Origin of the sequence: Pedobacter sp. P26, from assembly GCF_050632135.1 — a bacterium.
GTDB lineage: Bacteria > Bacteroidota > Bacteroidia > Sphingobacteriales > Sphingobacteriaceae > Pedobacter.
Genome location: NZ_CP192574.1, coordinates 5919895 through 5946354 on the forward strand (window position 1 = coordinate 5919895; position 26460 = coordinate 5946354).

27 protein-coding genes and 1 pseudogene are annotated in these 26460 nt (G+C 37.2%); 11 read left to right on the forward strand and 17 right to left on the reverse strand.

The window, feature by feature from the left end; genetic code table 11:
* Positions 1-618: 618 nt before the first annotated feature.
* Together ACQ86H_RS27550 and ACQ86H_RS27555 are read right to left on the reverse strand one after the other, a co-directional pair.
* Positions 619-1920 carry an HAD-IB family phosphatase gene (locus ACQ86H_RS27550; protein WP_431293157.1) on the reverse strand — a complete coding sequence of 434 codons (1302 nt, stop codon included), beginning with the start codon at positions 1918-1920 and terminating at the stop codon, positions 619-621.
* Positions 1920-2882, reverse strand: coding sequence for an NAD-dependent epimerase/dehydratase family protein (locus ACQ86H_RS27555; protein WP_138819505.1), 963 nt, complete (start codon positions 2880-2882; stop codon positions 1920-1922). The genes ACQ86H_RS27550 and ACQ86H_RS27555 overlap by 1 nt, the downstream gene beginning before the upstream one ends.
* A 71-nt stretch (positions 2883-2953) precedes the next feature.
* Between ACQ86H_RS27555 and ACQ86H_RS27560 the strand changes: the two genes are divergently transcribed.
* The 4 genes from ACQ86H_RS27560 to ACQ86H_RS27575 all read left to right on the forward strand — a co-directional run bounded on the left by ACQ86H_RS27560 (position 2954) and on the right by ACQ86H_RS27575 (position 6735).
* On the forward strand, positions 2954-4135 hold the full coding sequence (locus tag ACQ86H_RS27560) for a formimidoylglutamase (RefSeq protein ID WP_138819504.1): 1182 nt from the start codon (positions 2954-2956) through the stop codon (positions 4133-4135).
* Between the two features lie 116 nt (positions 4136-4251).
* Positions 4252-5412, forward strand: a complete 1161-nt coding sequence (locus ACQ86H_RS27565; protein ID WP_431293158.1) for an ATP-binding protein — start codon at positions 4252-4254, stop codon at positions 5410-5412.
* 176 nt (positions 5413-5588) lie between these two features.
* Complete coding sequence (locus ACQ86H_RS27570; RefSeq protein WP_431293159.1) at positions 5589-5834, forward strand: DUF4369 domain-containing protein; 246 nt, start codon at positions 5589-5591, stop codon at positions 5832-5834.
* A gap of 229 nt (positions 5835-6063) precedes the next feature.
* Complete coding sequence (locus tag ACQ86H_RS27575; RefSeq protein WP_431293160.1) at positions 6064-6735, forward strand: peroxiredoxin family protein; 672 nt, start codon at positions 6064-6066, stop codon at positions 6733-6735.
* Between the two features lie 68 nt (positions 6736-6803).
* Here the strand turns inward: ACQ86H_RS27575 and ACQ86H_RS27580 are convergent, their stop codons facing one another.
* The 5 genes and pseudogenes from ACQ86H_RS27580 to ACQ86H_RS27600 form a co-directional block, all read right to left on the reverse strand.
* Positions 6804-7310 carry an SMI1/KNR4 family protein gene (locus ACQ86H_RS27580; RefSeq protein WP_431293161.1) on the reverse strand — a complete coding sequence of 169 codons (507 nt, stop codon included), beginning with the start codon at positions 7308-7310 and terminating at the stop codon, positions 6804-6806.
* A gap of 11 nt (positions 7311-7321) precedes the next feature.
* Positions 7322-8591 (reverse strand): annotated as a pseudogene (gene purD, locus ACQ86H_RS27585) (phosphoribosylamine--glycine ligase).
* Between the two features lie 128 nt (positions 8592-8719).
* Positions 8720-9595, reverse strand: a complete 876-nt coding sequence (locus tag ACQ86H_RS27590) for an SDR family oxidoreductase (RefSeq protein ID WP_431293162.1) — start codon at positions 9593-9595, stop codon at positions 8720-8722.
* 137 nt (positions 9596-9732) lie between these two features.
* Positions 9733-10494, reverse strand: a complete 762-nt coding sequence (locus tag ACQ86H_RS27595; RefSeq protein ID WP_138819498.1) for an enoyl-CoA hydratase/isomerase family protein — start codon at positions 10492-10494, stop codon at positions 9733-9735.
* A 129-nt stretch (positions 10495-10623) separates the two neighbouring features.
* Positions 10624-13305 (reverse strand): TonB-dependent receptor plug domain-containing protein, encoded by a 2682-nt coding sequence (locus tag ACQ86H_RS27600; protein ID WP_431293163.1) that lies wholly within the window; start codon positions 13303-13305, stop codon positions 10624-10626.
* A gap of 406 nt (positions 13306-13711) precedes the next feature.
* Here ACQ86H_RS27600 and ACQ86H_RS27605 point away from each other — a divergent pair, with 406 nt between their 5' ends.
* From ACQ86H_RS27605 to ACQ86H_RS27625, 5 genes are all read left to right on the forward strand, one after another.
* Positions 13712-14116: a hypothetical protein gene (locus tag ACQ86H_RS27605; protein WP_138819497.1), complete on the forward strand. Its 405-nt coding sequence runs from the start codon at positions 13712-13714 to the stop codon at positions 14114-14116.
* Positions 14117-14250: 134 nt separating this feature from the next.
* Positions 14251-14712: a DUF6882 domain-containing protein gene (locus ACQ86H_RS27610; protein WP_431295486.1), complete on the forward strand. Its 462-nt coding sequence runs from the start codon at positions 14251-14253 to the stop codon at positions 14710-14712.
* A gap of 110 nt (positions 14713-14822) precedes the next feature.
* Positions 14823-15047: a DUF2798 domain-containing protein gene (locus ACQ86H_RS27615; protein ID WP_138819495.1), complete on the forward strand. Its 225-nt coding sequence runs from the start codon at positions 14823-14825 to the stop codon at positions 15045-15047.
* A 31-nt stretch (positions 15048-15078) separates the two neighbouring features.
* Positions 15079-15261: a hypothetical protein gene (locus ACQ86H_RS27620; RefSeq protein WP_431293164.1), complete on the forward strand. Its 183-nt coding sequence runs from the start codon at positions 15079-15081 to the stop codon at positions 15259-15261.
* Positions 15240-15647 carry a Crp/Fnr family transcriptional regulator gene (locus tag ACQ86H_RS27625; RefSeq protein WP_431293165.1) on the forward strand — a complete coding sequence of 136 codons (408 nt, stop codon included), beginning with the start codon at positions 15240-15242 and terminating at the stop codon, positions 15645-15647. The genes ACQ86H_RS27620 and ACQ86H_RS27625 overlap by 22 nt, the downstream gene beginning before the upstream one ends.
* A gap of 48 nt (positions 15648-15695) precedes the next feature.
* Here ACQ86H_RS27625 and ACQ86H_RS27630 read toward each other — a convergent pair whose 3' ends face one another.
* Positions 15696-16052, reverse strand: a complete 357-nt coding sequence (locus ACQ86H_RS27630) for a helix-turn-helix domain-containing protein (protein ID WP_431293166.1) — start codon at positions 16050-16052, stop codon at positions 15696-15698.
* A gap of 2 nt (positions 16053-16054) precedes the next feature.
* Positions 16055-16384: a type II toxin-antitoxin system HigB family toxin gene (locus ACQ86H_RS27635; RefSeq protein WP_431293167.1), complete on the reverse strand. Its 330-nt coding sequence runs from the start codon at positions 16382-16384 to the stop codon at positions 16055-16057.
* Between the two features lie 132 nt (positions 16385-16516).
* Between ACQ86H_RS27635 and aspS the strand changes: the two genes are divergently transcribed.
* Positions 16517-18262: an aspartate--tRNA ligase gene (aspS, locus tag ACQ86H_RS27640; protein ID WP_138819491.1), complete on the forward strand. Its 1746-nt coding sequence runs from the start codon at positions 16517-16519 to the stop codon at positions 18260-18262.
* A gap of 157 nt (positions 18263-18419) precedes the next feature.
* Here the strand turns inward: aspS and ACQ86H_RS27645 are convergent, their stop codons facing one another.
* The 7 genes from ACQ86H_RS27645 to ACQ86H_RS27675 all read right to left on the reverse strand — a co-directional run bounded on the left by ACQ86H_RS27645 (position 18420) and on the right by ACQ86H_RS27675 (position 23511).
* The gene (locus ACQ86H_RS27645; protein ID WP_431293168.1) at positions 18420-18872 is read right to left on the reverse strand and encodes a hypothetical protein; all 453 of its coding nucleotides are present in this window, start codon (positions 18870-18872) and stop codon (positions 18420-18422) included.
* Complete coding sequence (locus ACQ86H_RS27650) at positions 18859-19236, reverse strand: phage holin family protein (protein WP_138819489.1); 378 nt, start codon at positions 19234-19236, stop codon at positions 18859-18861. The genes ACQ86H_RS27645 and ACQ86H_RS27650 overlap by 14 nt, the downstream gene beginning before the upstream one ends.
* Before the next feature lie 52 nt (positions 19237-19288).
* Positions 19289-19555, reverse strand: a complete 267-nt coding sequence (locus tag ACQ86H_RS27655; RefSeq protein WP_025142262.1) for a YtxH domain-containing protein — start codon at positions 19553-19555, stop codon at positions 19289-19291.
* Positions 19556-19626: 71 nt separating this feature from the next.
* Positions 19627-20676: an AI-2E family transporter gene (locus tag ACQ86H_RS27660; RefSeq protein ID WP_138819488.1), complete on the reverse strand. Its 1050-nt coding sequence runs from the start codon at positions 20674-20676 to the stop codon at positions 19627-19629.
* Positions 20677-20740: 64 nt separating this feature from the next.
* Complete coding sequence (locus ACQ86H_RS27665) at positions 20741-22156, reverse strand: sigma-54-dependent transcriptional regulator (protein WP_138819487.1); 1416 nt, start codon at positions 22154-22156, stop codon at positions 20741-20743.
* A gap of 149 nt (positions 22157-22305) precedes the next feature.
* A complete protein-coding gene (locus ACQ86H_RS27670) occupies positions 22306-23085 on the reverse strand; it encodes an enoyl-CoA hydratase/isomerase family protein (protein ID WP_431293169.1) in 780 nt (259 codons plus the stop codon).
* A 3-nt stretch (positions 23086-23088) separates the two neighbouring features.
* Entirely contained in the window at positions 23089-23511 is a 423-nt protein-coding gene (locus tag ACQ86H_RS27675) for a cobalamin B12-binding domain-containing protein (protein WP_431293170.1), read from the reverse strand.
* Positions 23512-23624: 113 nt separating this feature from the next.
* Between ACQ86H_RS27675 and ACQ86H_RS27680 the strand changes: the two genes are divergently transcribed.
* On the forward strand, positions 23625-25280 hold the full coding sequence (locus ACQ86H_RS27680) for a glutamine--tRNA ligase/YqeY domain fusion protein (protein ID WP_431293171.1): 1656 nt from the start codon (positions 23625-23627) through the stop codon (positions 25278-25280).
* Between the two features lie 274 nt (positions 25281-25554).
* Here the strand turns inward: ACQ86H_RS27680 and ACQ86H_RS27685 are convergent, their stop codons facing one another.
* Complete coding sequence (locus ACQ86H_RS27685; protein WP_431293172.1) at positions 25555-26391, reverse strand: N-acetylmuramoyl-L-alanine amidase; 837 nt, start codon at positions 26389-26391, stop codon at positions 25555-25557.
* Between the last annotated feature and the right edge of the window lie 69 nt (positions 26392-26460).

Consider the following 26460-nt stretch of genomic DNA (forward strand, 5'->3'; position numbering starts at 1 on the left):
TTTTTAGTTTGATATCAGTTTCCAATAAAATACGCTTATAAGAACTCCATTTCCAATCTCTGAAATCAGATATAAGGTTATGCTTTTGAGGATTTGCATGAATATAATAAATGAGTCTACTTAAATAAAAATCATCATTTATATCAGCGCGTTTAAATGGTGTCTGAAATAATGTTCCTATTCTTTTATGCTGAATATTAAATGCTAACGCATAGGATTAAAAAATATTCTAAATTGTTTGCTTACAATATCATGTAATGAAAAATCACCGTTCGGGTCTATAGAAGCTAAACTTTCTTTAACCCGGATTAGCAGATGAAAATGATTCCCTAATAAACAAAAAGCATAAACATCTAAAACCTTTGAAAGGTATGATCAAATTTCTTTAGAAAAAATCTATAATTGGCATCAGATTTAAAAAGTGGTTGCCTATCTATAGATCGGTTATAAATGTGATAGAATTTTCCTTCTTCAAATTTAGTATAGTAATGTTCGGTTTTTGCCATAAGAATATTGCATAACCAATATACCGAAAAAACATACATCTTTATAGAAATAGCTTTGACAACCTACTGGCAAATAGCCTATAAGGTTGTCAAAGCCTTCGATATACGACTATTAATACAGCACCCTAAATTTTATCGTTTGTTCGATCTTTTTAAGCGATTTAAATAGTTGTTTATCGTACTGTGCATTGATATCGGTAATGGCATAACCAATCTCAGGATTGGTCATTAAAAACTGGCTCACAATATTAATATCGTGTTTGGCGAAAACAGTATTGATTTTTGCCATAATACCCGGAACGTTTTTGTGAATATGGATTAAACGGTGCGATTTCTCAATTTTTGGCAATTGCAAATTTGGAAAATTACTGCTCAAATATGTTGCTCCGGTATTCATAAAATCGGCTACCCTTTTCGGGATAAAATTGATGTTGCGCGGATTGTTTTTCGGGTCATCAAAAACAACAATACCTTGTGTTGTACACAAACCCAGGTCTATTTTATTTTTAGCATTACCTAAATATCCAATAGTTTTCAGCTTAGCAGCGTTTTTTAACTGTTCATTGCTTATTTTTTCGCCATCAGCTAAAAGGATAATTCCCACATCTTTTACGTATTTATCTTCAAAAGAGGTTTTGTGCCTAATTGATAAACCATCATTTTTAAGGATAGAAATGGTTACCGGGTTAACCTCACCAATTACCAGGCAAAGGATTCTATTTTTAGGGTAGGAAATTGCACGCGGCAGATCATTTACGTACAAAAACTCGTCGAAACTTGGTGTTACATGGTCTGCTTTGGAAACAATGCTTTCGCGGGCAATATTCTCCGTAAATGCAAAAAACTTATTGATGATACCGCTTTCGCGTAACTGGAAATCAGAATAACCATCACCTATACCAAATAACTCGCCTTCGAGTTTTAAATGCTGAAGTAATTTTACTTTACCACCCTCTTCACTTAAAGGATTAGCATGATCGTAGTCAATAATTTTGCCATCTCTGGTGGTTACAAAGGTATTGGCATAAATATTTTCCTTTTTGATGTGGTATTGGCTTACTACAGGGGTAATAAATTCCTTAAAGCCGCCAGAGACTATCAATACCTCATCGGCATGTTTCTTAAAAAACTCGGCATTACGCGAAAAGGAAGTAGATACTTTCTTTTTTAAATGTTTAATGAGCTGTTTTAAATGATCTTCATTGGCTTCAAGCAGCTTAACACGTTGTGCTAAACTTTCAGAGAAGGAAAGTTTTCCTTCCATGGCAAAATTGGTATAATCTTCTATTTTTTGGAAAATTGCCTCTTTATCCGGGTGGTTTTTTAGCGAAATTCGGGCAAGTTCATCAAGTGCTTCTACCTGTGTAAAGGTACTATCAAAATCGATGATGTAATAAGCTTTCTGTTTGGGCATTATCTTAAATGTTGGGTAATTTCTTTTATGCTTTCAGCAACCGGCTTAAAAATAATACCTGTTGCCGTTTTTACTTTATGGTTATTGTAATAACTTAAGGTTAAACTGCTCTTTGCAGCATCTTTAGTGATAGAAGGCTGTTTACCAGTAAATATAGATGCAAATTTTAGTGCCCTCCAGGCTATTCCGAGCATCCATGCCTTTGCTTCTTTAGTTGGCGCTTTAACACCAAAACCCTCAGCAATTTCGCTAAACAGTTCTTTATAATGATAATCATCGGCAGAAATGATATACCGCTCTCCTGAGACTTTGATGTCCATTAGCAGGATCATCGCTTTGGCTACGTCTTCAACATCAACAAAACCCGAAGCCCCATCAGTATAAAATGGGAAACCACCTTTTACCAATTTAAAAATAGCTCCACTCCCTTCAAAACCTGCATTTTTACCAATAATGACTGATGGATTGACAATGATAGCGTCTAGTCCTTCGGTAATACCACGCCAAACCTCCATTTCTCCTTCGTATTTGGACAAACCGTAGGCATGTGCTTTTGCATCATACTCCCAAAAGTCTTTTTCAGTAATTTTATGTCCTTTTTTTGCATTACCCAGGGCAGCAACCGAACTTACATGCAATAGCCTGCAATTATTTTCGGCTGAAAGGTTTACAATGTTCGATGTACCTTCTATGTTTACATGAAAAAGGTGCTTTTTATGTTTCGGGTTAAAGGATACGAATGCAGCGCAATGGTAAACTTTGGTAACCCCCGTAAAAGCATCTTCTAAAGTAGAAAGGTCGTTAATATCGGCTTCAAACCATTCAATCAAAGGAATATTTTCGATCAACGCAGGGATTTTAGATTTCTCCCGCCTCAGTGCCCGAACAGTTAAACCATTGTCGGTTAACTGCTTAATTAATTCAGATCCTAAAAATCCAGTTCCTCCGGTTACCAGTATCATTTTATTTTTTTCGAGCTATATATGGAAATACGCATTCAAAAATAGATATTTGAGCCGAGAGTTTTAAATATATGTCATTAACGGATTTCTTTTCCCCAATAAACCCCGATAGTTTTACGCCAAGACAAGGATTTTTTACAAGTCAGTTGGGATTAAAAGTGCAGATTTACACCGAATCGTTTCCCGATTTTGAAGAACATACTTACGATTTGGCCATTTTTGGCGTACTTGATGGAAGAGGTGCCGTTAACAACGAAGGTTGTGCGCTGGCACCCGATTATTTTAGAGAGAAATTTTATAAACTTAATGAAGGCGCTTTTAATAGCAGAATTGTCGATTTAGGTAATATTAAGCATGGTGCAACCATTGCAGATACTTACATCGCCATCAAAATGGTCGTTTCAGAACTGATCAAAAAAGACATTATTCCAGTCATTATTGGTGGCGGGCAAGATCTAACCTATGGTCAATACCTTGGTTATGAAGATTTAGAGCAAAAAGTAGATCTCGTCATTATAGATAATCAATTTGATATTGGTGACGACGACAACGAGGGAATTGCTACCCGATCGGATTGTTATCTGAATAAGATTTTCTTACATCAACCTAATTACCTCTTCAATTTTAGCAATGTGGGTTATCAAACTTATTTTGTGAACCAAGAGAGTTTGAGCGTAATGGATAAATTATATTTTGATGTACACCGTTTGGGCGAGTTTGCCCAGGATATTACCTTAGCGGAACCCATTATCCGAAATGCAAACATGGTTAGCTTTGATATGAGCGCCATCCGCTCTGCCGATGCTACTGCAAATGCGAACACCACGCCAAATGGTTTTGATGGCAAAGAAGCCTGCCGCATTGCCCGCTACGCAGGCATGAATGATAAATTGACCTCAATTGGTTTTTACGAGTTTAATCCGGCCTACGACAATAACGGACAAACAGCTTTCTTACTTGCCCAAATGGTATGGTATTTTGTAGATGGATATTATGCGCGCAAAAAGGATTTTCCGCTTACACCTAAATCGCAGTTTATAATCTATCGAACCAGTTTAAAAGATGGTTCGGGAGAAATGATGTTTGTAAAAAGCAAAAAATCAGACCGCTGGTGGATGCAGGTACCTTATCCGTCTGGACAAACTAAAAATGAACGTTACCACCTTGTACCTTGCAGGTATGATGATTATCAAACTGCAGTAAATGGTGAAATGCCCGATTTATGGTGGAGAACCTACCAAAAATTGAATTAAATCTCTATGTAATTTCAAAGTAGAAGCTATGTAATTTCAAAGTAGAAGCCATGTAATTTCAAAGTTATTGTTGTATATCGATACTTTTTGCTGTATTTTTGTTTAAACAACTAACTATGCAAAAATTAGTTAAAAGACATATAGCCAAATACATCCAGGCTCAGAAAAGCAAATTCCCCATTATTGCTGTTACTGGCCCAAGGCAATCGGGAAAGACCACATTGCTAAAGCATATATTTAGTGATTACAGATATATTTCGCTTGAAAACCCAGATACCAGAGCCTTTGCAACAGAAGATCCTAATGGTTTCTTAAATGAATATAACCGCAAGGTGATTTTTGATGAGGTACAAAGGGTTCCATTGCTTTTTTCTTATCTTCAAAACATTGTTGATGAGTCTAAAATGATGGGTCAGTTTATTTTATCAGGTTCACAAAATTTTCATTTAATGCAGGGCATCACACAAAGTCTTGCAGGAAGAGTAGCACTATTTAAACTTTTACCTTTCGATTTATCTGAACTTAAAACCAATGATCTACTTGAAGATTCATTTGTTGAAGCTTGCATTAAGGGTTCATATCCTGCTATTTACGATCGCGATATAGAACCTAATGTATATTTTTCTAATTATATACAAACCTATGTAGAAAAAGATGTTACTGAACTTCTAAATATTAAAGATTTAAAGACATTCAGAACTTTTATTGGAATATGTGCTAATCAAGCCGGACAGTTGCTTAACCTAAGCGCATTGGCTAACACCTGTAATATATCACAGCCAACAGCAAAAAATTGGCTTTCAGTTTTAGAAAGCAGCTATATTATATACCTTTTACAGCCATATTATGAAAATTTTAATAAGCGTTTGGTAAAAACACCAAAACTCTACTTTTACGATTCAGGGTTACTGTGCCATTTACTAAAAATTAAAACCGGTAAAGCCTTAATAGGAAATAGGTTGAAAGGAAATATTTTCGAGAATATGGTAATTGCGGAATTCGAGAAGCAAAACTATCATAACTTTTTAAATAACGAATATTACTTTTGGCAAGATAGCAATACCAACGAGGTGGATTTACTCCTGCCAACAGACAACGGCTTTTCCGCATTTGAAATCAAAGCTACGCAAACCATCACTTCTGATTTATTCAAAAACCTGGATAAATTTGAGTTAAATGCCAGCCCAAAAAAAGTGGAAAAAACATTAATTTATGGAGGTTTGGAGAACCAAAAACGTAGTCAGTATAAAATATTAAGCTGGAAATCGATAAAATAAACATTTACGCTATTAATAAACAGTCAATCATAATTTTACACAGCTATTTACGTTTTAGCGATACAGAATTCTATATTTGGACAGGATTTAACCAACCTCATAAAAACATCATGATTTTCAAAATCAAAAAGTAAAATCAACAAATCATGATAACTAATGAAAACAATTTTATACAGATGAAAAAATTATTATTATCAGCAATGGCTTTATTGCCAATTGCAGCATTGGCACAGAAGCCATTTACAGTTAATGGTGACATAAAGGGCCTAAAAACCGGAGATAAGGTCTACCTTATATATCAAACAGAAGGTAAAAGCATTACCGACTCAGCAATTGTAGCAAACGGTGCTTTTGCTTTTAAAGGAACATTAGCCAGCTCCTGCTCAGGGAAGTCTTTTCTTAAACAAAAACCCTTATGTTAATCGTCCGGCACAGGGTGAGAAATTAGATGCACTATCGTTATACGTAGAGCCAGGAAATATAAAGCTATCTGCAGCAGATTCATTAAAAAAAGCAACAATTACCGGTTCCGCTGTTAATGCTGATGCAGCTAAATTAAAAGCATTAACTAAACCTGTAGCAGATAAACTTGCTGCAATTAATGCAGAATATGCGGCTTATACACCAGAGCAAAAACAAGATAAGGCCGTTATGGAGGCTTTAGGCGCTCGTTATGAAAAAGAAGCTGCAGGACTGACTCCATTGTTATTGCAGTTTGCTAACAGCAACCCAAAATCATTTATTAGCCTAAATTCAATTAATGAGCTAGCCTCAGATCCAGATCAGGCGGCTGCAGCAGAGAAGACTTTTAATGCACTATCACCTGAGCTTAAGGCAACTTACACGGGCAAAAAAATTGCTCAAATATTCGAGGCAGGAAGAAAAACAGCCGTAGGTGTGATGGCTATGGATTTTACCCAGAATGACCCTGATGGTAAACCCGTTAAATTATCTGATTTTAAAGGAAAATATGTACTGGTAGATTTCTGGGCTTCATGGTGCGGACCATGCCGTCAGGAAAATCCAAATGTGGTAGTAGCTTACAATAAGTTTAAAGATAAAGGCTTTACTGTTTTAGGTGTTTCTTTAGACCGTCCGGGTAAAAAAGATGCCTGGTTAAAAGCAATTGCAGATGACAAATTAACATGGACACATGTTTCTGATTTAAAATTTTGGGAGAACGAAGTAGCTCAAATGTATGGTATCCGCTCAATTCCAGCCAATTTCTTAATTGATCCAACAGGTAAAATTATTGCTAAAGGCTTAAGAGAACAAGCTTTACAAGATAAACTTCAAGAATTATTAGGAAGTAAATCGAAATAAAAAGCATTCAAAACAAAGAAAGTCCCAACTAAAAATTGGGACTTTCTTTGTTTTACAGGAAAAAACTATTAAGCAGATTTTAAGAAATCCAATAAGTTAATGAAATAATTTTCAAGTCCTTGGTAAGGATGTTCTCCAGGAATCCATGACGCGAATTTCCAGTATTCCCAATCAGCATTTTCGATTACTGGTGGAATTAAAAGAAAATATTGTTCTTCGGTTAAGCCACCGATCACAATGCTTCTGGCCAGTTTAATGGCCCCCTCCAGCAACTCAACATTTTCTGTCCAGATTTCGATTAACTGTGGATCAACATCTTTTAGAAATGCTACATCACTTATTTTGGAAAACGATGGATCGACATTTTCATTTGGTGTAGTAAATCCATTGGTAATCAACAGAAATTCTTTATAATCCACTGGAAGCATTACCCCCAATCTTGTTTCAGCTTCTTGTATTTCGGCTGGAGTGGCAGGTTGATCGCCAAGCCATTTTGTTTCGGTCTGCTCAGTTGTAAAACTAAACTCTCCTAGTTTAATCGCCATTTCGGAAATCTCCCTGAGTATTTTTTTCAACTTATATTCTCTCAAATCAAGTCAAACCCGATATCTTCCCTGAAATATTTCCCGTCGAAATAAATTCTCCCGGCATCAGCAGTCGCCGATTGTAAAGCAGTAAACAAATCTTTTTGTAAACTGGTAATTGCAATTACCCTTCCTCCATTTGTTTTCACCACATCATTTTCTAACAATGTTCCGGCATGGAAGGCATTCGAATGACGTAAGTTCTCGATTCCTGAAATGGCTTTACCTTTCAGATAATCGCCCGGGTAACCACCTGCCACAATCATTACAGTAGCGGCTGTTTGCTCAGAAATAACCAGATTAACCTGATTTAATTGTTTGTTGGCTGTAGCTAAAAAAGTTCTACCAAGTCGTTCTCAATTCTAGGGATCACACTCTCTGTTTCAGGATCGCCCATACGTGCATTATATTCGATTACAAATGGCTCCTCACCTACTTTAATCAGTCCGAAAAAGATGAATCCTGTATAATCAATATTATCTTTCTTTAAACCATCAACTGTTGGTTTAATAATGCGTTCTTCTACTTTAGCTAAAAATTCTGGTGTGGCGAAAGGAACCGGCGAAACCGAGCCCATACCACCAGTATTTAAACCAGTATCGCCCTGGCCAATCCTCTTATAATCTTTAGCAGAAGGTAATGTAATATAATTTTCACCATCAGTTAAAATAAATACCGAAAGTTCTATCCCGCTTAAAAATTCTTCAATCACTACCGTTGCCCCAGCTGCACCAAATTTACCGCCAAGCATCAGTTTTAATTCTTCCTGGGCTTCGATGGTCTCGGTACAGATTAATACTCCTTTACCTGCTGCCAAACCATCGGCCTTTAAAACAACTGGCAAAGCATGGTTTTGCAGATAAGCCAATCCATCTTCCAAAGTTTCGGGCGTGAAAGATTTTGAAGCCGCAGTAGGAATACCATGGCGCTCCATAAACTGTTTTGAGAAGTCTTTGCTTCCTTCCAGAATGGCCCCTTCTTTTTAGGCCCGATAACCGGGATGTGCGCAATGGCCTTGTCGGCAAGGAAAAAATCATGAATACCATTTACCAGAGGTTCTTCAGGGCCAACTACAACGAGTCCGATATTTTCGGTAAGCACTAATTTTTTAATGGCATCAAAATCGTTTACATTGATATTGATGTTTGTACCATAAGCTCCTGTACCACCGTTACCTGGAGCAATAATTAGTTTATCGCAGTGCGAAGACTGGCTCATTTTCCAAGCGAATGCGCTTTCTCTGCCGCCTGAACCTAAAAGTAAGATATTCATATCGGCAAAGATAAATAAAAATGTAAGAGGGAAAATGGAAAAAGATGTATGAGGGAAAAGGTAAGATGGATGATGTACCTATGGATCGCCTTCATTTCCCGTCTTACAGTATCCATCTTCATCTTACCTTACTTCGCGCTTCGCGTCATTTGCTCAAGTATATCCCACATTTCGTTCGGGATTGCCTCTAAGCCATTCATTTGGCCTGCACCCTGTAACCATTCGCCTCCATCAATAGTAATTACTTCTCCATTAATGTAGCCTGAAAAATCGCTTACCAGAAATGCAGCTAAATTGGCAAGTTCCTGGTGATCGCCCACTCTTTTTAGCGGCACCCGGTTTTTAAAGTCAAATTTTTTGGCTAAATCGCCAGGTAATAAACGCTCCCATGCACCTTTAGTTGGAAATGGGCCAGGAGCGATCGCATTGGTACGGATACCATATTTACCCCACTCTACTGCCAAAGATCTTGTTAGTGCCAACACACCACCTTTTGCACAGGCCGATGGCACAACATAAGCAGAGCCTGTAAAAGCGTAAGTGGTAATGATATTCAAAACTGTTGCTGCTTGTTTTTCCTTAATCCAATGTTTGCCAAAGGTAAGTGTACAATTAATAGTTCCTTTTAAAACGATATCGATAATGGATGAAAAGGCATTGGCTGATAACCGTTCTGTTGGCGATATAAAATTACCCGCAGCGTTGTTCAATAATACATCAACCGAGCCAAATCTTTCTAAAGTTTTGGCCAATACATTTTCCACCTGTTCAATGTCCCGCACATCGCAAGCTACAGCCAATACTTTGCCGCCGGTTTTTTCTTCCATTTCATCGGCAGTTTTTTGTAATACATCCTGCTTACGACTGGTGATCACTAAATTAGCGCCTAACTTCAAAAAATAAACGCCCATCGCTTTCCCAAGCCCCGTTCCGCCACCTGTAATTACAATGGTTTTTCCTTTTAAAGCGTCTTCTCTGAGCATGGGTGCATTATAATTGAACATAATATTTGGTTAACTGGTTAATTATTTAGATTGTTTTATTGCTAAATTGCTGGGAATGGTTGATCGGTTAATTGTTGTGATTGGCTAACTGTAGAAGTTCGTAAATTGCTAACTGGAAACCGACAACTGCAAACTGATTACTTTCTCTGCAGGTTAGCTAAAATTGTTTTTAAAATATGGCGCGTTGCAGGTGACCACCATTGTGCCAACATTTTTTCTAGCGTAGCAGATTGATCAGCAGATACCGCAGCAATGAGTTCTTCGCGGATACTCACTTTACTTTGTGACCAGGTATTGCTTTCGAGTTCCATATATTTCTTAATCTTACGCTCTGCAGCCGTTAACAAACTTTCATTTTTCACCAGTTCATCAACCAAACCGACGTTTAAAGCTTCTTCGGGGTTATACAACTTACCGGAAAGCAAACTACGGGTGGCTTCGGCTTTGCCGATCCAAAAGGCATACAACTGAAAAATACTATTGGGTACGATAATACCTACCGGAACCTCATTTAATCCAATAATGTATTGTCCTTCTGCCATTACCCGGTAATCACAAGCTAAGGCCATCACACAACCACCGGCCGGACTATGCCCGCTAATTGCGGCTATCATTGGCTTTTTAAAAGAAACCATATTTGCCGTAAAACCTAAAAACAACTCCCAGAATGACTTTGCTTCTTGTTCGTTATAATTATAAAGTTCTACCAAATCCAATCCTGCAGAAAAGAAAGGTGCTGTACCGGTTAAAATTACACCGCCAATGTTATCATCAGCGGCAATATTTTTAAGCATATCATCCAGTTCGGTAATCAATTCGCGGTTTAAAGCGTTCGACTTTCCTCTGTCTAATGTGATAATTGCCAGGCGATCTTTAACACTTACTTTTATTGTATTCATATTTTAAATAGTATCAAGATTTGAATATTCAGTATCAAGGTTTAAGTATCGAGTATCAAGATAAATATACCGCAGCATAAACTATGCATGCATACTAATTCAAATTTATCTATTTTTCTCTATTTAACATCATAAGTGTAAACTTTTTCTTGCCAAATGCCCTGCAGCGTCTATTCCTTCTAATACTACGCGGTAGGTTCCGGGCTCATCTGCATTATAAAATTCGAATTGTGCTTTTCCGTCCTTATCTGTAACAACCTGTGGATTCCAATAAATGGTTGTTCTTAAATCAGACCTGTTGCCTGAGCTAGCTGCATCATATTTTGGCGAATAAAATTCTCTTGAAATAGTAAATCCTTTAGGGTTAAATGTTACAATTCCAGGCGCATATCTTTCTGTACTTCTACCTCCGTCGCCGCGTTTAGTGGTAATAATAATTATACCTCCACCGCCTTGCGAACCATAAATAGCAGTATTACCAATACTTTTTAGCAACTCAATAGATTCTACATCATTAGGCGTAACGTTATCCAGAAAATCGGCCTCCATTTGCATCCCATCAACGATAATACGCATCGGCGTATCTTGACTGCGCATCAGGTATGGTACATTGTTTCTAAAAATTACACCTGGTAAACGGCCCTGCAAACATTGAGATAAGGTAACACAGGTGGATAACTGATCGGCCGTCATAATAAAATCGGCCCTACCCGCACCGTTTAAGTTGGATGAATTTTTCGCTGGATTTTTCTTTTCAGTAATCGTGACCTCGTCGAGTTTAATGGTCCGCTCCAGCAAGCCTAAGCGGGTCATCTCATTAAAATAATTATCACTTTCTTTAATATACTTCATCAAAGTATTATTCACATTGATATCAATATCGGCTCCATTTTTATTCTTGGTTACAATCTGCCCGGGAACAATATCAAGATTAATATCTACAAACTTGCGCTCTGTTTTAGTCCTTGCCTGAACCACAAATTTTGTACTGTCGCCAAAACTTAAATTATCGAAAACAAATTTTCCCTCGGCATTGGTTACCGTATCCAAAATGTACATGGTTCCTTTTGTGGCCATCAGCATTACTTTCCCACCAGGTACAGGTTTATTGCCCTTCATCACCGTTCCGCTAATGCTTATAGACTGTTCGGGCTTATAGGTAATATTGGGACCAACATTATTGATAATATTTTTCCAAAGAAACCTTCTCCAGCCCTGGGTAAGCATGAGGTTATCGAGTTCTTTTTGTGTTTGAAGATCATCTTTTAAAAAATAATGGTTAGGATTCTCTACATATCCGGTCAGATCAGAGGTAAGTAACAGTGAGGTGAGTATATTCGATTCATTGTTTTCATCAGGGGTAACTTTTGTTGCGTTGGTAACCGCAACCGAAAAACTACCTAAAACAGGCTTGCTATCATTATTTGCACTGAAAGTAAAAGCTGCTTTTCCTCTTTTTGAGGCAGATACTCCGGATGCATTAAGCGATACATCAATTAGTTCGGCCTTATTGTTTATAAAAACCAAACGCTCTGCTAAAGGTTGATTAGTGCTCGAAAACAATGTAAACTGAACAATACCGGCTGGAAGGTTCTTTTTTGGAATATTTGCTACCAGTACCTGTTTGTCCATTTTAGCCTTAGAGCCATAATATACATTGCCTCCGTGCTGGGCCACAACTTTTAGTTCAGCTCCATTTACAAGATCGGCACTGGCCATAATTTTAACGACCACTTTACCAGTATCTAGCGCATTTACAGAGAGTGCATATCCGCTTTTAGCGGCTACCGGAAGTTTAATTATCTTTTCAGATCCATCTTTAAACTTAACTTTTGCTGAGTAAGATCGACCTGCCTGACTATTAAACACGAAATTTCCCATGCCCAGGTAATTGGTAGAAAACGAAGTAACTTCATTTCCCGTTTCATCTACAATGCTGCCCTGAACATCCTCACCACGGCCGGTAGAGCCAACCGCTTTGATAGCCACTTTTTGCGGCAGCTCTTCAACAAGGGCCCCTCCTTCTGGCATAAACTGTACATCTACATCATTAGATGTTGAAGTAATCGGGATAGATTTGATCACCTTTTGTTTATTATCAAGCGTTATGGTTGCAATAATTTTTCCTGATTTATTTTGAAACGGCTGACTATTAGTAAAATTAATCACCGCATCGCCCGTTAAACTGGTTTTAACTTTTCCTTTGCTCACAGAGCGGTAATCTAACTGCACATCATAACTCACTTCGTTTTCGCTATAAGCTACGCCATTTTTATCTTCGAAATGAACTGTGGCCGTAACCTTATCGGCATTGTTTTCTTTTGTAAAGTTATAAGTGGTTTTTGTAAAAACTTTGTTAGCCCAGCTATTTCCGATCTTAATTGTCTTATCGTAAAAGAATTCGGCGCCAAAATTCCGCATGTAACTGGTATAGGCCCTAATTCTATAATTACCCTCAGCTAGCGAATCTGTGAGCTTAAAATCACCCCAGGTAATTCCACCCATAATGGGTAATTTAACCATTTTTTTTAGCGAATCTTTTTCATTAATCAGCTCTACATACAGGATTTTGCTGATGTCGGAAGGAGCCGAGATCTTGGTATTCACCACATAGGCTTTGAACCAAATATCATCTCCAATGGCATAATAAGGCTTATCTAAATGAAGATGGACCTTTTCTTGAGGATATTTACTGGTGTAATCTTCGAGTTTTTGCAAGAGCTGACTAAATGGATCATCATCCATTTTAAATGCACCAAAAACAATAAGCAGGGATAGAAAACTGATTGCGAGAGTAATTTTGAGTTTCATGTGATTAGGCAACAAATAAATACGTGTCAAGGTACAAAACCTAAGGCATACTTTTATGAAGTTACGATGAAATTTAGTTTGACTTCTAAGTTTTTAGTTAACCTCTATAAAAACGCTTTATTTATTAAATGGCAGAGCATTATAAGCTGCATTTCATTTCCGTGAAAAAATATACTTGCATGTCAAGTGATTTGGAAATGAGCAGCTCCCGATTTAAGCACCGGTTTATGCTATATACGGGACGATAACAAATCTCGGGACATCAGCACCCATGAAATGCCGCCCTTCATTCTAAATGAAAAATGATGAATTACCAGGAAATGGGCATTCCTGTCCTTTTGTGGAAAATTAGCCCCCTAATCATCATAAATTTGAAAACCCTGATACAAACCATTAACTTCATGCCATGGAAACCGATTTAATCCTTTCAGCAATTAACGAGCTACACCAAAAAGCAAACCTGGCTTTAGAAAATAAAGATTTAATGGCTTACATGGCCATATTTGATGATGCTTTTAGTTTTACCCCTTTCGAAAAATCAACCATAACTAAACGCGATTTTACCATTGATTTAAAAAAGTATTTCAACAGTGCTAAAGAAATCCATACTAGTCATTACCGGATAAAATCATCTATAGAAGATGACGTTTTTACCGAAAAAATTGCCCGTAAATCGGTTATTTTAAAACCTAAGCTGCTTATTTTTTCTAAAAAACAGACCATACAGACGGAAGAAATTTACCATTGGAAAAATATCAAAGGAGAATGGAAAGTAATTGCCATTGAAATTGTGCTGGAGGAGAAATACTAAATCTTAGTTTGTATGCTTAAGCAATTGGTTTTTTATATCATAATACTTACAATGTTTTTTGCGAATTGTAATAATAGATCTACTTCAAAAAAATCAATCCGTTAGATACGGTTTCATTCGAACAACTCTCAAAAATTTCATGCAAATATCTCAAAAACCAGCAAACCTATTGCCAAGAAAAATATAAAATTGGAAAGTATGAAAGATGGGATTACGACCAATCAACTGGCAAACTCATATTTAGCAGTAAGGGGATGCAAAAAATTATTATTGACTATGAGGAAGTTGGATCCGTTTCGTTAACATCAAATACATGGCTGTGGGCTTGGGGCAATTCTTCCATCGAAGAAAATGTAAAAAGAGAAATTACACTGGTTAGATCTTATGGCATTAAAAGAGGTTTTAAAAGTCTCTTTAATGCAGAATGGTCTGCTGATATAGTAGATGGCTGGGATATGGCTGCAATTTCCGCATATATTTTAAAAGCTAAAGGTGTCTATAGAGTCCCTGGGCGGGATAATAAATTATTTTCATTTATGCTGTTTAAAAAAATTACAGTTATAGATTCCTTACCCCAGAAAAATCGTAAAAAATAATAACATTAAAATTTGTCATATTACTTAAATTGAAGGTTCCTTCATTTTTTGACCTACATCAAAGGTTAAGTTTTTTAATACCCGCAACTTTGGCGTATTAAAAATTCAAAATGAAAAAAGAACATTTCAAACACATCAACACACTTTTCGTGGTTATCCCAATGACATTAATCATGGCCTTTGTGGGTTTAATGCGTAACTATGGTTTTGGCGAAGGTTGGTTCCTCAAATTCTTACAAGCCTGGAGCGTGATGCTGCCTGTAGCTTATTTCTCAGCCTTTATCATTATTCCCAACGCACGGAAACTGGCAGAAAAGATCACTTCTAAAACCTAAAACATTGTTACATTTGGTTAATACTAACTTAATGCACGAACAACTTTCCAGTTATATCAGAGACAAAATTATCATCAGCGATGAGGAGTTAGGAAAGGTATTATCTTTTTTTAAGATGATGCAGGTAAAGAAAAACGAAATCCTGATCAGCCCCGGCGAAACAAGTCAGCGTATTTACTTTGTTGACACAGGTTGCTTACGTATTTTTTCCTAACAGCAGGTGGCACCGAAGCTACCAGGCATTTTGCTTTCGAAAACCAGTTTGCTACTGCTTTGGTTAGTTTTATTACCAACGAAACTTCAAAGGAATTTGTGCAGGCCATAGAAGATACGAACCTATATTACATTTCTCAAAACGATTTTTATCACCTGCTTCAAATTATCCCCCAGTGGGAGAAACTTTACCGCCATTACCTGGAATATGCGTATGTAACCAACACCAATAGGCTGATGTCGTTTATTACGCTCGATGCCACTGAACGTTATCGCCAGCTGCTCGCCCAAAACCCAGGCATGGTGATGCGTATGCCGAACAAAATGGTTGCCTCTTATCTGAATATTTCTCAGGAAACACTGAGCAGATTAAAATCAAAAGCATAAATTTAGGGTACAATTTTAAGTCTGCCAGGTTATTTTCTCCAAACGTATCTATGCAGAATGAAGAAATACGTCAGAGGGAATGCTAAAATAGTCTTTAAGTTTTTGAGCCATCTTCAAAGTGATATCTCTCTTTCCTGATAATACCGCAGATACATGTCCCTTGCTTCCGATTATAGGTTCTAAATCTTTAGCTTTTATCCCCATTTCCTTCATTTTATATTTAATTACTTCTAAGGCATCTAATTCTGGTAGTTGATAATTTTTTTCATCAAAATCTTTTATCAGAACAAGTAATAATTCTAGCTCATCACTTTCAGGTGTGTTCGGTGTGGCATGAAAAATTTCCATCAATCTCATTGATGCTTTATTATAATCGGTTTCGTTTTTTAATATTTTCCAGTTCATCGTTATAGATCATTATCTGTTAAAATTTTAGTGTCGAAGGCAATTGTTTCAACATCGATTTTATCATATCCCTTATGTGTTCCAAACCAGATCACATAACAGGCCTGCTGTATAAAATTTACAGACACAACCAACCTAAAATCGTTGCCTTTGATGTTGAAAACAACCCGGTTGTTCGCTACAATACTTGCATTTCCATATACACTTTTTAGCTGATTAAAATTATCAAAGTGTATCTTGCTAAATTCATGAAACCAAACCAATAATGGTATTTCTGCCAAAGGATAAGTTTTAACATCATACAATATGGTTTTCTTCACTAAAATTTTCATTAATCAAATGCAATTAAAAGTTTTCAAAATGCAAACTTTTAATATCCTAAAAATCCAGCCCAAAAACCTTCAGCTATAGCACCAACTTTAAAACAAAATCGGTATTTTTGCCGCTCAATTTAGATTATATATATGTTAAGAACAGTAACTTGTGGTGCATTAAACCTAAATAACTTAGGCGAAAGTGTTACGTTATGTGGTTGGGTACAAAAATCAAGAGATTTAGGCGGTATGACTTTTATCGATATCCGCGATCGTTATGGTATTACCCAGTTGGTTTTTAACATGGACGATAATCGTGAGCTTTGCGAAACCGCACGTACTTTAGGCCGTGAATTTGTAATTAAAGCGGTTGGTACCGTCGTAGAAAGAAGCAACAAGAACCCAAAAATGGCTACCGGCGACGTGGAGATTAAAATTTCGGCATTAGAGATTTTAAATGCTGCAAAATTACCACCGTTTATGATCGATGATGAAACGGATGGTGGTGATGAGTTGCGTATGAAATACCGTTATTTGGATTTACGCCGTAACCCGGTGCGCAATAACCTGGTTTTACGTCATAAAATGGCACAATCGGTTCGCCGTTATCTGGATGCTTTAGATTTTATAGAGGTTGAAACGCCGGTGTTAATTAAATCAACACCAGAAGGCGCAAGAGATTTTGTAGTGCCTAGCCGCATGAATGAGGGTGAGTTTTATGCTTTACCTCAATCGCCGCAAACCTTTAAACAATTGTTGATGGTTTCGGGTTTCGACCGTTATTTCCAGATTGTAAAATGTTTCAGGGATGAAGATTTAAGAGCCGATCGTCAGCCGGAGTTTACGCAGATCGATTGCGAAATGTCGTTCATTGAGCAGGAAGATATCTTAAATACTTTTGAAGGTTTGATTCGTACTTTATTTAAAGAAGTACGTAATTATGACTTACCAGAGGTTCCACGTATGCAATATGCAGATGCGATGCGTTTATATGGTTCAGATAAGCCGGATACCCGTTTTGCTATGCAGTTTGTAGAACTTAACGATCTTGTAAAAGGAAAAGGTTTCCCTGTATTTGATAACGCTGAGTTAGTTGTTGGTATCAATGCTAAAGGAGCAGCAAGCTATACACGCAAGCAACTGGATGAACTGACCGATTTTATTAAACGTCCGCAGATTGGTGCTACTGGTTTAATTTATGCCCGTCATAACGATGACGGAACCATTAAATCATCAGTAGATAAATTCTTTAACGAAGAAGACCTTAAACAATGGAGCGAAGCCTTTTCAACAGAAAAAGGCGATTTATTATTGATTTTAGCAGGTTCTACCGATAAAGTACGTAAGCAGTTAAACGAACTTCGTTTAGAAATGGGTAACCGTTTGGGCTTACGCGATAAAAATACATTCTCTGCCCTTTGGGTATTGGATTTTCCACTTTTAGAATGGGATGAAGAAACAGCACGCTACCACGCGATGCACCATCCGTTCACTTCCCCAAAACCGGAAGATATTGCCTTATTAGACACCGATCCTAAAAACGTAAGGGCTAATGCTTATGATATGGTCATCAATGGCACTGAAGTTGGTGGCGGATCAATACGTATCCACGACAGGGAATTACAGGCTTTAATGTTTAAACATTTGGGTTTTAGCGCAGAAGAAGCACAAAAACAATTTGGTTTCTTAATGGATGCTTTCGAATTTGGCGCACCTCCACATGGCGGAATTGCTTTTGGTTTCGATCGTTTAACCTCAATTTTCGCAGGTTTAGATTCGATCCGTGATGTGATTGCTTTCCCTAAAAACAACTCTGGAAGAGATGTAATGATTGATAGTCCGAGTACAATTGATGAGAAACAATTGAAGGAATTGAAAATTAAGACGGATTTATAGCCAAATCCATCATGCTGATCCGATAACTATTGTATTTATTTCAACATCTTTTAAGAAGACCCTGAAATAAATCCAGGGTGACGAAACGCATAAATAAGCCTCAGAATGTAAAAACTCTGAGGCTTATTTTTAAAGTTCATTTTTGTGTTTTCGCTCACTAATGAATCATTAAACTAATACGTTTCACTATCTGGCGGGATACCATAATCGATAAACTTTTTGTCCTTTTTTCTTTCTTTTTGCCAAACCAACCTTTAACCGAGTTAAAAATGGCTGACAAGTGTTCTGCATCTAATGATTTACCTACTTTTCCTGAAATCAATCCCACAGCCGCTTTAGTTAAAAACCCGGCACCTCTGAAAATGGTTTTATTCATCACCATCGGCAAAAGCAATGACATTGCCGTACCACTGATATTTAATTTTTCGTCTGCTTTGAACAGATTATTAGGGGTGGCATAACGCTTAATCAACGCACCAAGCGTAAACTGCTTAAAGAAAGTTTTTGTATCCGATTTAAGCATATTCTGCTTAAGCGTATATTCAACCTTAAGTTCTAATTTTCTAGCCTGCAGGTCTTCTAAGTTTCGGATGTCTTTATAGCTTCTCATCTTCCTCCTTATCTGCAAGTTTATCAAAGTATTTTCTAATTGCTACATTGATAATTGCTTTTTCAATGTATTTGTCTTTGGTCAAATAAACAATTATCGCCAGTAAAATATAGAACAAGGAAACACAGCCAAAGCCTCCTGCATAACTGCCTAAAAGGTCTGATACATACAGCGCCAAAGTTACAGAGCCAAACAAAAAGGCTAAAATAAAGCAAACTATAACTGCAGTACTAGTTACCAGATCGGCAAAAATTTTCGATGCTTTTTCTACAATATAAAGCCTGGTATACTCTACCCTGGCCTCTAAAAAACCCTTGGCATCGTCTACAAGATCTTCAACACTTTTATCTTTATTCTCCTGCATAATTCAGATGAGATTTAGCCGGACCAATACCCGGCCATGCAATATTTATTTATTAGGCGTGCTCTACGTCGTCGCTATATTCTTCTTCTACGCTTCTCAATTTGGTTTTAATCGAGCTTACAACTTTATCTTTCAGGCTAGCCAGATTATTAATCTCATCTGCAGCTTTATCTTTAATAGAATCGCCCAGATCTTTTAACGATTGGCTTAGTTTATCACGGGTTTCATCACCTTTATCTGGTGCGAACAAAATTCCTAGCGCTGCACCTGCAGCTAATCCTGCTAAAAGCGCAACTACAACTTTTGAGTTATCATTCATAATCAATTTATTTTAAGGGTTAACAATTATGTACAATATAAAATTACTACATTATTTGTTGTTAAGTTATATTATAACTCACTATGCTCATCATTTGTTTTAATTCTTTCCAATCTTTCTGATGCAAGTGTACTGGTTTCGTAAATCTTAACCAGCAATATAAAATAAGATAACAGCAGTGGACCAAATACAAGGCCCAATATTCCGAATAAAGGGATACCAATAATTACGCCAATTACTGTAATTATGGGATGAATATTGCCAACTTTTTTTGCGATGATAAACCTGAGCACATTATCGATATTGATAATGACTACAAAACCAAAAATAAGCATGGCCCAGCCAGCAAAATTATTTCCGTTTGCAATCTGCAATATCGCAGCAGGAACAAAGACAACAGGAGGACCTAAAACAGGAACAAAAGAAATAAATGTTGTAATTACCCCCCAAAACACCGGGTCTTTATAACCCAATACATAAAAAGAGAGTCCCACGAGCGAACCTTGAACGAGGCAGATCAGGCCTTGTCCCAATACATTTGCATAAGTGGTATTTCTCATTTCATCGCCAAAACGAAGGGCATTCTGCTCCCTGAATGGCGCATATTTAATCAATGAAAATTCGAATCTTTCGCGCTCTATTAACATAAAGTAGAGTAAAAAGTACATCACCAGTAAGCTTAATACAATATTTACTGCACTTGATATTAAAGACGGAAAAAGCTGAGTGGCCCAATTCCCTAAACGGTTTAATCCTTCCTGAATCAGATCCTGGTTGATTTTAAATGGAATGAGGTGCTGTAATTTAACCAGTAAGTTCCTGAAAAAAACCTCATTGTTCCTCAGTTCCGAAATTTTGCTAATAACCATACTACTTAATGCATAAAAAGGCATTACAATAAGGATGATAGAGATGGCAATAAGGAAAATAGCGGCTACTCTTCTGTTCCAGCCATTATTTTCTGCTAAATAGATATAGGCTGGCCGCATTATCGTATAAAGTACCAAAGTACTTAAAATGGCGCTAAAAATACTTTGCAAGGAATATGCAATTAACACCCCAAGCGCAATAATAATAACCAGGTTAATGTTATTGCGTTGTTTATAAGAGAATACTGACATTTTTAGATAATAGGATTAATCTTTAAATGCTAAAATGGCTGATTTTGTTTTCCTTATTTAAAATTTATTGTCCATCACCAACGTCAATAAATTTAATTTTATTGTACAATGTTTTTCTGTCGATATTTAAGATTTTTGCAGCCTTGGTTTTATTAAAATTAACCGCTTTCAGCACTTCTAAAATAGCGGAATATTCAGCTTCTTTGGCAGCATTTCGTAAACTAACTGATTGATCATGATTTAATATTAGTGGCAAAAAAGGCGCTTTTTTTCCGAACGGTGTTTTAGCATAATCAGTCCTTCCAAGCTCAAACGGTAAAACATGAGTTTCTATCCAATCACCATCAGTTAATAAAGCAATACGCCTGATTACATTCTTCAGCTCGCGTACATTACCCGGCCAATTGTATGCTAATAAGCATCTCTTCACTTCATCAGAAAAGCCTTTAATATTCTTATTCAGTTCTTTGTTTACTGTGGCCAGAAAGTGCCCGGCAAAAATAAGGATATCATTATCCCGGTGTTTTAATGAAGGAACATGTATAGAAAATTCATTAAAGCGGTGGTATAAATCTTCCCTGAATGCACCCTTTAAAATCGCTTCTTTTAAATTTTCATTTGTAGCTACAATAAGCCGCACATCCAGCTCAATTTCCTTTGTACTTCCAATACGCTTTATTTTCCGCTCCTGAACAGCCCTTAGTAAAGTTGCCTGGATCTCATACGACAAATTACCGATTTCATCAAGAAATAACGTACCACCGTTAGCCTGCTCAAAGTGACCAATTTTAGTAAAAGCTGCTCCGGTAAATGCTCCCTTCTCGTGTCCAAAAAATTCACTGGCGGCTAAATCTTTAGTTAAAGAGCCACAATCCATAGCGATGAAAGGCTTTTCGCTACGCGAACTATTTAGGTGAATGGTTTTAGCAACGCATTCTTTCCCAGTCCCACTTTTCCCCGTTAAAATAACGGTATACCCTGTTTTTGCAATGAGCTGGATTTGTTTTAATAACAAAGCAGAACTCTCACTCTCCCCATTTATATATTCAGGGCAATTTAAAACATCTGAAATGACATTGCCACTAATACTTTCAAAGTTTTCAGGAGATTTTAGTACTCCCTGGGTTTCCAGGGCTTTATTTATGGTATTTAAAATTTCATCCGGGTAGAGCGGCTTCACAATATAATCGTAAGCCCCAAGTTTTATCAATTCTACTGCAAGTTTAATATCCGAGTAACCTGTAATAATAATCACACCTGTTTTTGAATAGTTCTCCCTAATGTGGATTAAAATCTCTTTTCCATCTGTATCATCCAAGCGATAATCACACAATACCAAATCGAAATGCTCTTTTTCAAGGGCTTGTAAAGCCTTTTTACCTGTTGCTACATTCGAAACCTGAAATCCTTTTTTAGTTAAAAATTTGGAAAGCAATAAGCCTAGGCTAATTTCATCGTCAACAATGAGTATCTTTTTCATGAGCAGCGTTATTATTATAAAAACCCATATGCGGCGATAAATGCACAAGGGTTAATAATTAAATAACAAATTACTCAAAAAAATTTGCATTGAAAAGCTTTTGCAACATTTTTGTGATGCAAAAAAGTAAAATTAATACTACATCAGTACTACTTTCCAGAAAAATTTGCTTTTCTCTTTTCAACAAACGCTGTTACGCCTTCCTTAAAATCGGCTGTTTCAAAACATTTACCAAATTCTTCAATTTCGGTAGCGTAGCCATTGTTGTCATTTACGGCTGCTATTACAGCCTTTATTGCAGCCGAAATGGCCAGCGGTGCACGTTGCTTAATCGCATTCAGTATTTCTTCAGCCTTACTAATCAGAACAGGCTGCGGAACAACATAATTTACAAGGCCTATTTTTTCTGCCAATGAAGCCGTGATCATATTTGCTGTCGTAATCATTTCTATTGCTTTACCTTTTCCAACCAATTGGGTGAGGCGCTGGGTACCCCCATAACCAGGAATCAACCCTAAAGTAACTTCAGGTAAACCTAATTTAGCATGATCAGATGCAATGCGTATATGGCAGGCCATAGCCAACTCCAGTCCTCCACCCAAAGCAAATCCGTTGATTGCTGCAATAAATGGCTTTGAGGAATTTTCAATAGCATTAAAAACCTGATCGTGACCAAGTTTTGCTAAATCTTCTCCCTGTTTGCCGCTATAATCAGAAAACTCTTTAATATCAGCTCCTGCAACAAAGGCCTTCTCACCTGCTCCGGTTAAAATAACACCTCTTACCTGGTCGGTTTTACCTGCATAAGCAATTACATCCGCAAGTTCTGCCAAAGTATCTTTATTTAAAGCATTTAGCGCCTTTTCGCGATTGATGGTCACGTATAAAATGTTTTCTTTTATTTCTGAGATTAAATTTTGATATGCCATAGCTTAAAAATTTCTGTTTTCTGTTACCCAATCCTGAATATATTGTACAATACTGGCCATTGTTGTACCTGGAGGAAACAGCTCTCCAACACCCATACCTGCCAGTTTCAACCGATCTGCCTCAGGGATAATCCCTCCGCCGGTTAACAACACATCATCTAACTGTTTTTCTTTCATAAAATGAATAATCTTTGGAAAAACTGTCATATGTGCCCCAGATAGAATAGAAATTCCAATGGCATCAACATCCTCCTGAAGCGCTGTATTCACCACCATTTCCGGTGTTTGGCGCAGGCCGGTATAAATTACTTCCATGCCGGCATCTCTTAAGGATGTTGCGATTACTTTGGCCCCTCTGTCATGGCCATCCAATCCAACTTTAGCTACTAAAACGCGGATAGGCCGATTTAATACTTTGCTCATCATTCATATTAAGTTGATGTAAATGTATCAATTTTGGTCCTCAAATTAATCATTAACTAAAACAAGTAGAATTGGACTAATCTTTTTACATTTGCATTCCTAATTTACAGGTTTTTATGAGTGAAGAGAAGTCATTGAACTTTATTGAAGAAATTGTTGAGAACGACTTAAATAGTGGTAAGTATGAAACTTTGGTTACGCGTTTTCCGCCTGAACCTAATGGTTATTTACACATTGGCCACGCGAAAGCAATATGCTTAAATTTCGGACTAACACAAAAATACGGCGGCTATACCAATCTGCGTTTTGACGATACCAATCCGGTTACAGAAAAAACAGAATATGTAAACAGTCAGCAGGAAGATATCAGGTGGTTGGGTTTTAACTGGAAAAATGAATTATATGCCTCAGATTATTTTGATGAGTTATATGGTTTTGCCGTTAAGCTGATCGAAAAAGGTTTGGCTTATGTTGATGAGAGCGCTGCAGATGAAATTGCGGCCTTAAAAGGTACACCAACTGAACCAGGACAGGACAGCCCATATCGTAACCGCAGTATTGAAGAAAATTTAGACATTTTTACGAAAATGAAAAATGGCGAATTTCCCGATGGCGCTTATATTTTGAGAGCAAAAATAGATATGGCCAGTCCGAATATGTTAATGCGCGATCCGATTATCTATCGTATCAAACATGCAGAACATCACCGTACAGGCAACAAATGGTGCATTTATCCAATGTACGACTTTGCTCATGGACAAAGTGACAGTATCGAAAACATTACGCACTCTATCTGTACATTGGAATATGTTTCACACCGTGAACTGTACGATTGGTTTATCGAAAAATTAGAGATTTTCCCTTCTAAGCAATATGAATTTGCCCGCTTAAATCTTACCAGCACGGTAATGAGTAAACGCAAGCTTCTTCAACTGGTTAACGAAAACTTAGTAAATGGATGGGACGATCCGCGCATGCCTACCATTAGTGGTTTGCGCAGAAGAGGCTTTACACCAAAGAGCATCCGCGAGTTTTGCGAACGTATTGGCATTGCCAAACGCGAAAACTTAATTGAGCTAAGTTTATTGGAATTTTGTATCCGCGAAGATTTAAACAAAACGGCTAACCGGGTAATGGCGGTTTTAGATCCGATTAAACTGGTGATTACGAATTACGAAAAAGGAACTGAAGATTTAATCGGCGAAAATAATCCTGAGGCTGAAGATGGTGGTGGCACGCGTGTGATCCCTTTTAGCAATGAACTATGGATAGAACGTGAAGATTTTATGGAAGTGCCGGCAAAAAAATGGTTCCGCCTGGCTCCTGGTGCAATGGTTCGCTTAAAGTTCGCCTATATTGTTAAATGCGAAGATTTTGTGAAAGATGAAAACGGAAATGTTACTGAAATCCGTTGTACTTACATTCCCGAATCGAAAAGTGGAAACGACACCAGCGGCGTAAATGTTAAAGGAACCATCCATTGGGTAAGTGCTCCACATGCCAAAACTGCTGAAATCCGTTTATATGATCGCTTATTTACTTCAGAAACACCAGATGCAGAAGAAGGCGACTTTAAAGATTATTTAAATCCTGAAAGTTTAACGGTATTGCCTAATGCTTATATAGAGCCGGCATTAGCTGATGCAGATTTAGATGGCCGTTATCAGTTTATCCGTAAAGGTTATTTCTGTTTAGATAAAGATTCTACAGCCGATAAATTGGTTTTCAATAGAACAGTAACACTTAAAGATACATTTAAGAAGCCAAACTAGTTTTTTGCTTTTTTACCACAGATAGGCACAGATGAACACAGATTAATGTGATTTGTCTGTGCTTTTTTATTAGCTCACTGGTTCATTAGTCATTGGTGACTTATGCGCTAGATAATCCCATCATCCATTTTACATCTTCCATTATTTTTTCCATCATTAATAGCAAAGAAGTGGCATAATGTAGGCCTAACAGGTTATTTTGCTCCTAAATCTCAGACCTCCGCATTTCTGATTTTTAATCTCATTCCATCATCCCTCTTACATTGTCCATCTTTTAATACTTCGTATATACATTATACAGTACCAATATATCTACTGGTGTTAAGGTCGGCGTAATATCACTCTGGATAAAATGGATTTTGAAAGCGGTAATTGCTGCTGGCAGATTGCTTGTATCGTAACCGATATACTTTAGTGCCATTTCGGTATTAAAATCTGCTGGTGGGTTTTTCAGCACATCATCATACCAATAACCAAAACCTTTATCGGCCATTTTTTTCCAGGGGAAGTTTTTTGGATCGTTTTTACGTTTAGGTGCAATATCAGCATGGCCGATAAAATTTGCAGTAGGGATCCCGTAATTTTTCTTTAAAGTAGCCAACAACTTTAACAAGCTGTTGATCTGAGCATCAGGCCAGGGATCTGTTAAGCCGTTATTATCCAGTTCAATGCCAATTGATGAAGAATTCAGGTCGGTATCTTTTCCCCATTTACTTACACCAGCATGGTTTGCACGTAAATAATCATTAACCATGTGCACTACTTTTCCATCGCGACCAATCACATAATGCGCACTGGTACCTGCTTTAGTTGAGAAAAATGTTTTTATAGTTTGTGCCAAACTATCCTGAGCGGTATGGTGAATCACCACAAAATTTGGCTTACGTATCCCAAAATTTACAGAACCAATCCATTCCTGGTTTGTTGGTCCTAATGAATCGTAAAGTTGACCAATTGGTGGCGTGGTGTTGATTATTTTCGAAAAACCCTTTGCCTTTTCCTTATAGATTTTTTCTGTTGCGGCGTATTTGCTGCTTCCGCAGGCAAATAGAATAAGTACAATGGAAAAGGCGAAAATAGATAATGATTTTGATGACCTGGAAAATAACATGGTATGAATTGTTAGCAAGTTGAAGTTACAAAGTTATCTTAAACTTCGCCCAATGCATCAAACTTTATA

What these genes read in the sequence shown, in the direction of transcription:
- ACQ86H_RS27550 (WP_431293157.1), bottom strand. Translation starts at nt 1,920, where the DNA reads ATGCCCAAACAGAAAGCTTATTACATCATCGATTTTGATAGTACCTTT.
- ACQ86H_RS27555 (WP_138819505.1), bottom strand. Translation starts at nt 2,882, where the DNA reads ATGATACTGGTAACCGGAGGAACTGGATTTTTAGGATCTGAATTAATT.
- ACQ86H_RS27560 (WP_138819504.1), top strand. Translation starts at nt 2,954, where the DNA reads ATGTCATTAACGGATTTCTTTTCCCCAATAAACCCCGATAGTTTTACG.
- ACQ86H_RS27565 (WP_431293158.1), top strand. Translation starts at nt 4,252, where the DNA reads ATGCAAAAATTAGTTAAAAGACATATAGCCAAATACATCCAGGCTCAG.
- ACQ86H_RS27570 (WP_431293159.1), top strand. Translation starts at nt 5,589, where the DNA reads ATGAAAAAATTATTATTATCAGCAATGGCTTTATTGCCAATTGCAGCA.
- ACQ86H_RS27575 (WP_431293160.1), top strand. Translation starts at nt 6,064, where the DNA reads ATGGAGGCTTTAGGCGCTCGTTATGAAAAAGAAGCTGCAGGACTGACT.
- ACQ86H_RS27590 (WP_431293162.1), bottom strand. Translation starts at nt 9,595, where the DNA reads ATGTTCAATTATAATGCACCCATGCTCAGAGAAGACGCTTTAAAAGGA.
- ACQ86H_RS27595 (WP_138819498.1), bottom strand. Translation starts at nt 10,494, where the DNA reads ATGAATACAATAAAAGTAAGTGTTAAAGATCGCCTGGCAATTATCACA.
- ACQ86H_RS27600 (WP_431293163.1), bottom strand. Translation starts at nt 13,305, where the DNA reads ATGAAACTCAAAATTACTCTCGCAATCAGTTTTCTATCCCTGCTTATT.
- ACQ86H_RS27605 (WP_138819497.1), top strand. Translation starts at nt 13,712, where the DNA reads ATGGAAACCGATTTAATCCTTTCAGCAATTAACGAGCTACACCAAAAA.
- ACQ86H_RS27615 (WP_138819495.1), top strand. Translation starts at nt 14,823, where the DNA reads ATGAAAAAAGAACATTTCAAACACATCAACACACTTTTCGTGGTTATC.
- ACQ86H_RS27620 (WP_431293164.1), top strand. Translation starts at nt 15,079, where the DNA reads ATGCACGAACAACTTTCCAGTTATATCAGAGACAAAATTATCATCAGC.
- ACQ86H_RS27630 (WP_431293166.1), bottom strand. Translation starts at nt 16,052, where the DNA reads ATGAACTGGAAAATATTAAAAAACGAAACCGATTATAATAAAGCATCA.
- ACQ86H_RS27635 (WP_431293167.1), bottom strand. Translation starts at nt 16,384, where the DNA reads ATGAAAATTTTAGTGAAGAAAACCATATTGTATGATGTTAAAACTTAT.
- aspS (WP_138819491.1), top strand. Translation starts at nt 16,517, where the DNA reads ATGTTAAGAACAGTAACTTGTGGTGCATTAAACCTAAATAACTTAGGC.
- ACQ86H_RS27645 (WP_431293168.1), bottom strand. Translation starts at nt 18,872, where the DNA reads ATGAGAAGCTATAAAGACATCCGAAACTTAGAAGACCTGCAGGCTAGA.
- ACQ86H_RS27650 (WP_138819489.1), bottom strand. Translation starts at nt 19,236, where the DNA reads ATGCAGGAGAATAAAGATAAAAGTGTTGAAGATCTTGTAGACGATGCC.
- ACQ86H_RS27655 (WP_025142262.1), bottom strand. Translation starts at nt 19,555, where the DNA reads ATGAATGATAACTCAAAAGTTGTAGTTGCGCTTTTAGCAGGATTAGCT.
- ACQ86H_RS27660 (WP_138819488.1), bottom strand. Translation starts at nt 20,676, where the DNA reads ATGTCAGTATTCTCTTATAAACAACGCAATAACATTAACCTGGTTATT.
- ACQ86H_RS27665 (WP_138819487.1), bottom strand. Translation starts at nt 22,156, where the DNA reads ATGAAAAAGATACTCATTGTTGACGATGAAATTAGCCTAGGCTTATTG.
- ACQ86H_RS27670 (WP_431293169.1), bottom strand. Translation starts at nt 23,085, where the DNA reads ATGGCATATCAAAATTTAATCTCAGAAATAAAAGAAAACATTTTATAC.
- ACQ86H_RS27675 (WP_431293170.1), bottom strand. Translation starts at nt 23,511, where the DNA reads ATGATGAGCAAAGTATTAAATCGGCCTATCCGCGTTTTAGTAGCTAAA.
- ACQ86H_RS27680 (WP_431293171.1), top strand. Translation starts at nt 23,625, where the DNA reads ATGAGTGAAGAGAAGTCATTGAACTTTATTGAAGAAATTGTTGAGAAC.
- ACQ86H_RS27685 (WP_431293172.1), bottom strand. Translation starts at nt 26,391, where the DNA reads ATGTTATTTTCCAGGTCATCAAAATCATTATCTATTTTCGCCTTTTCC.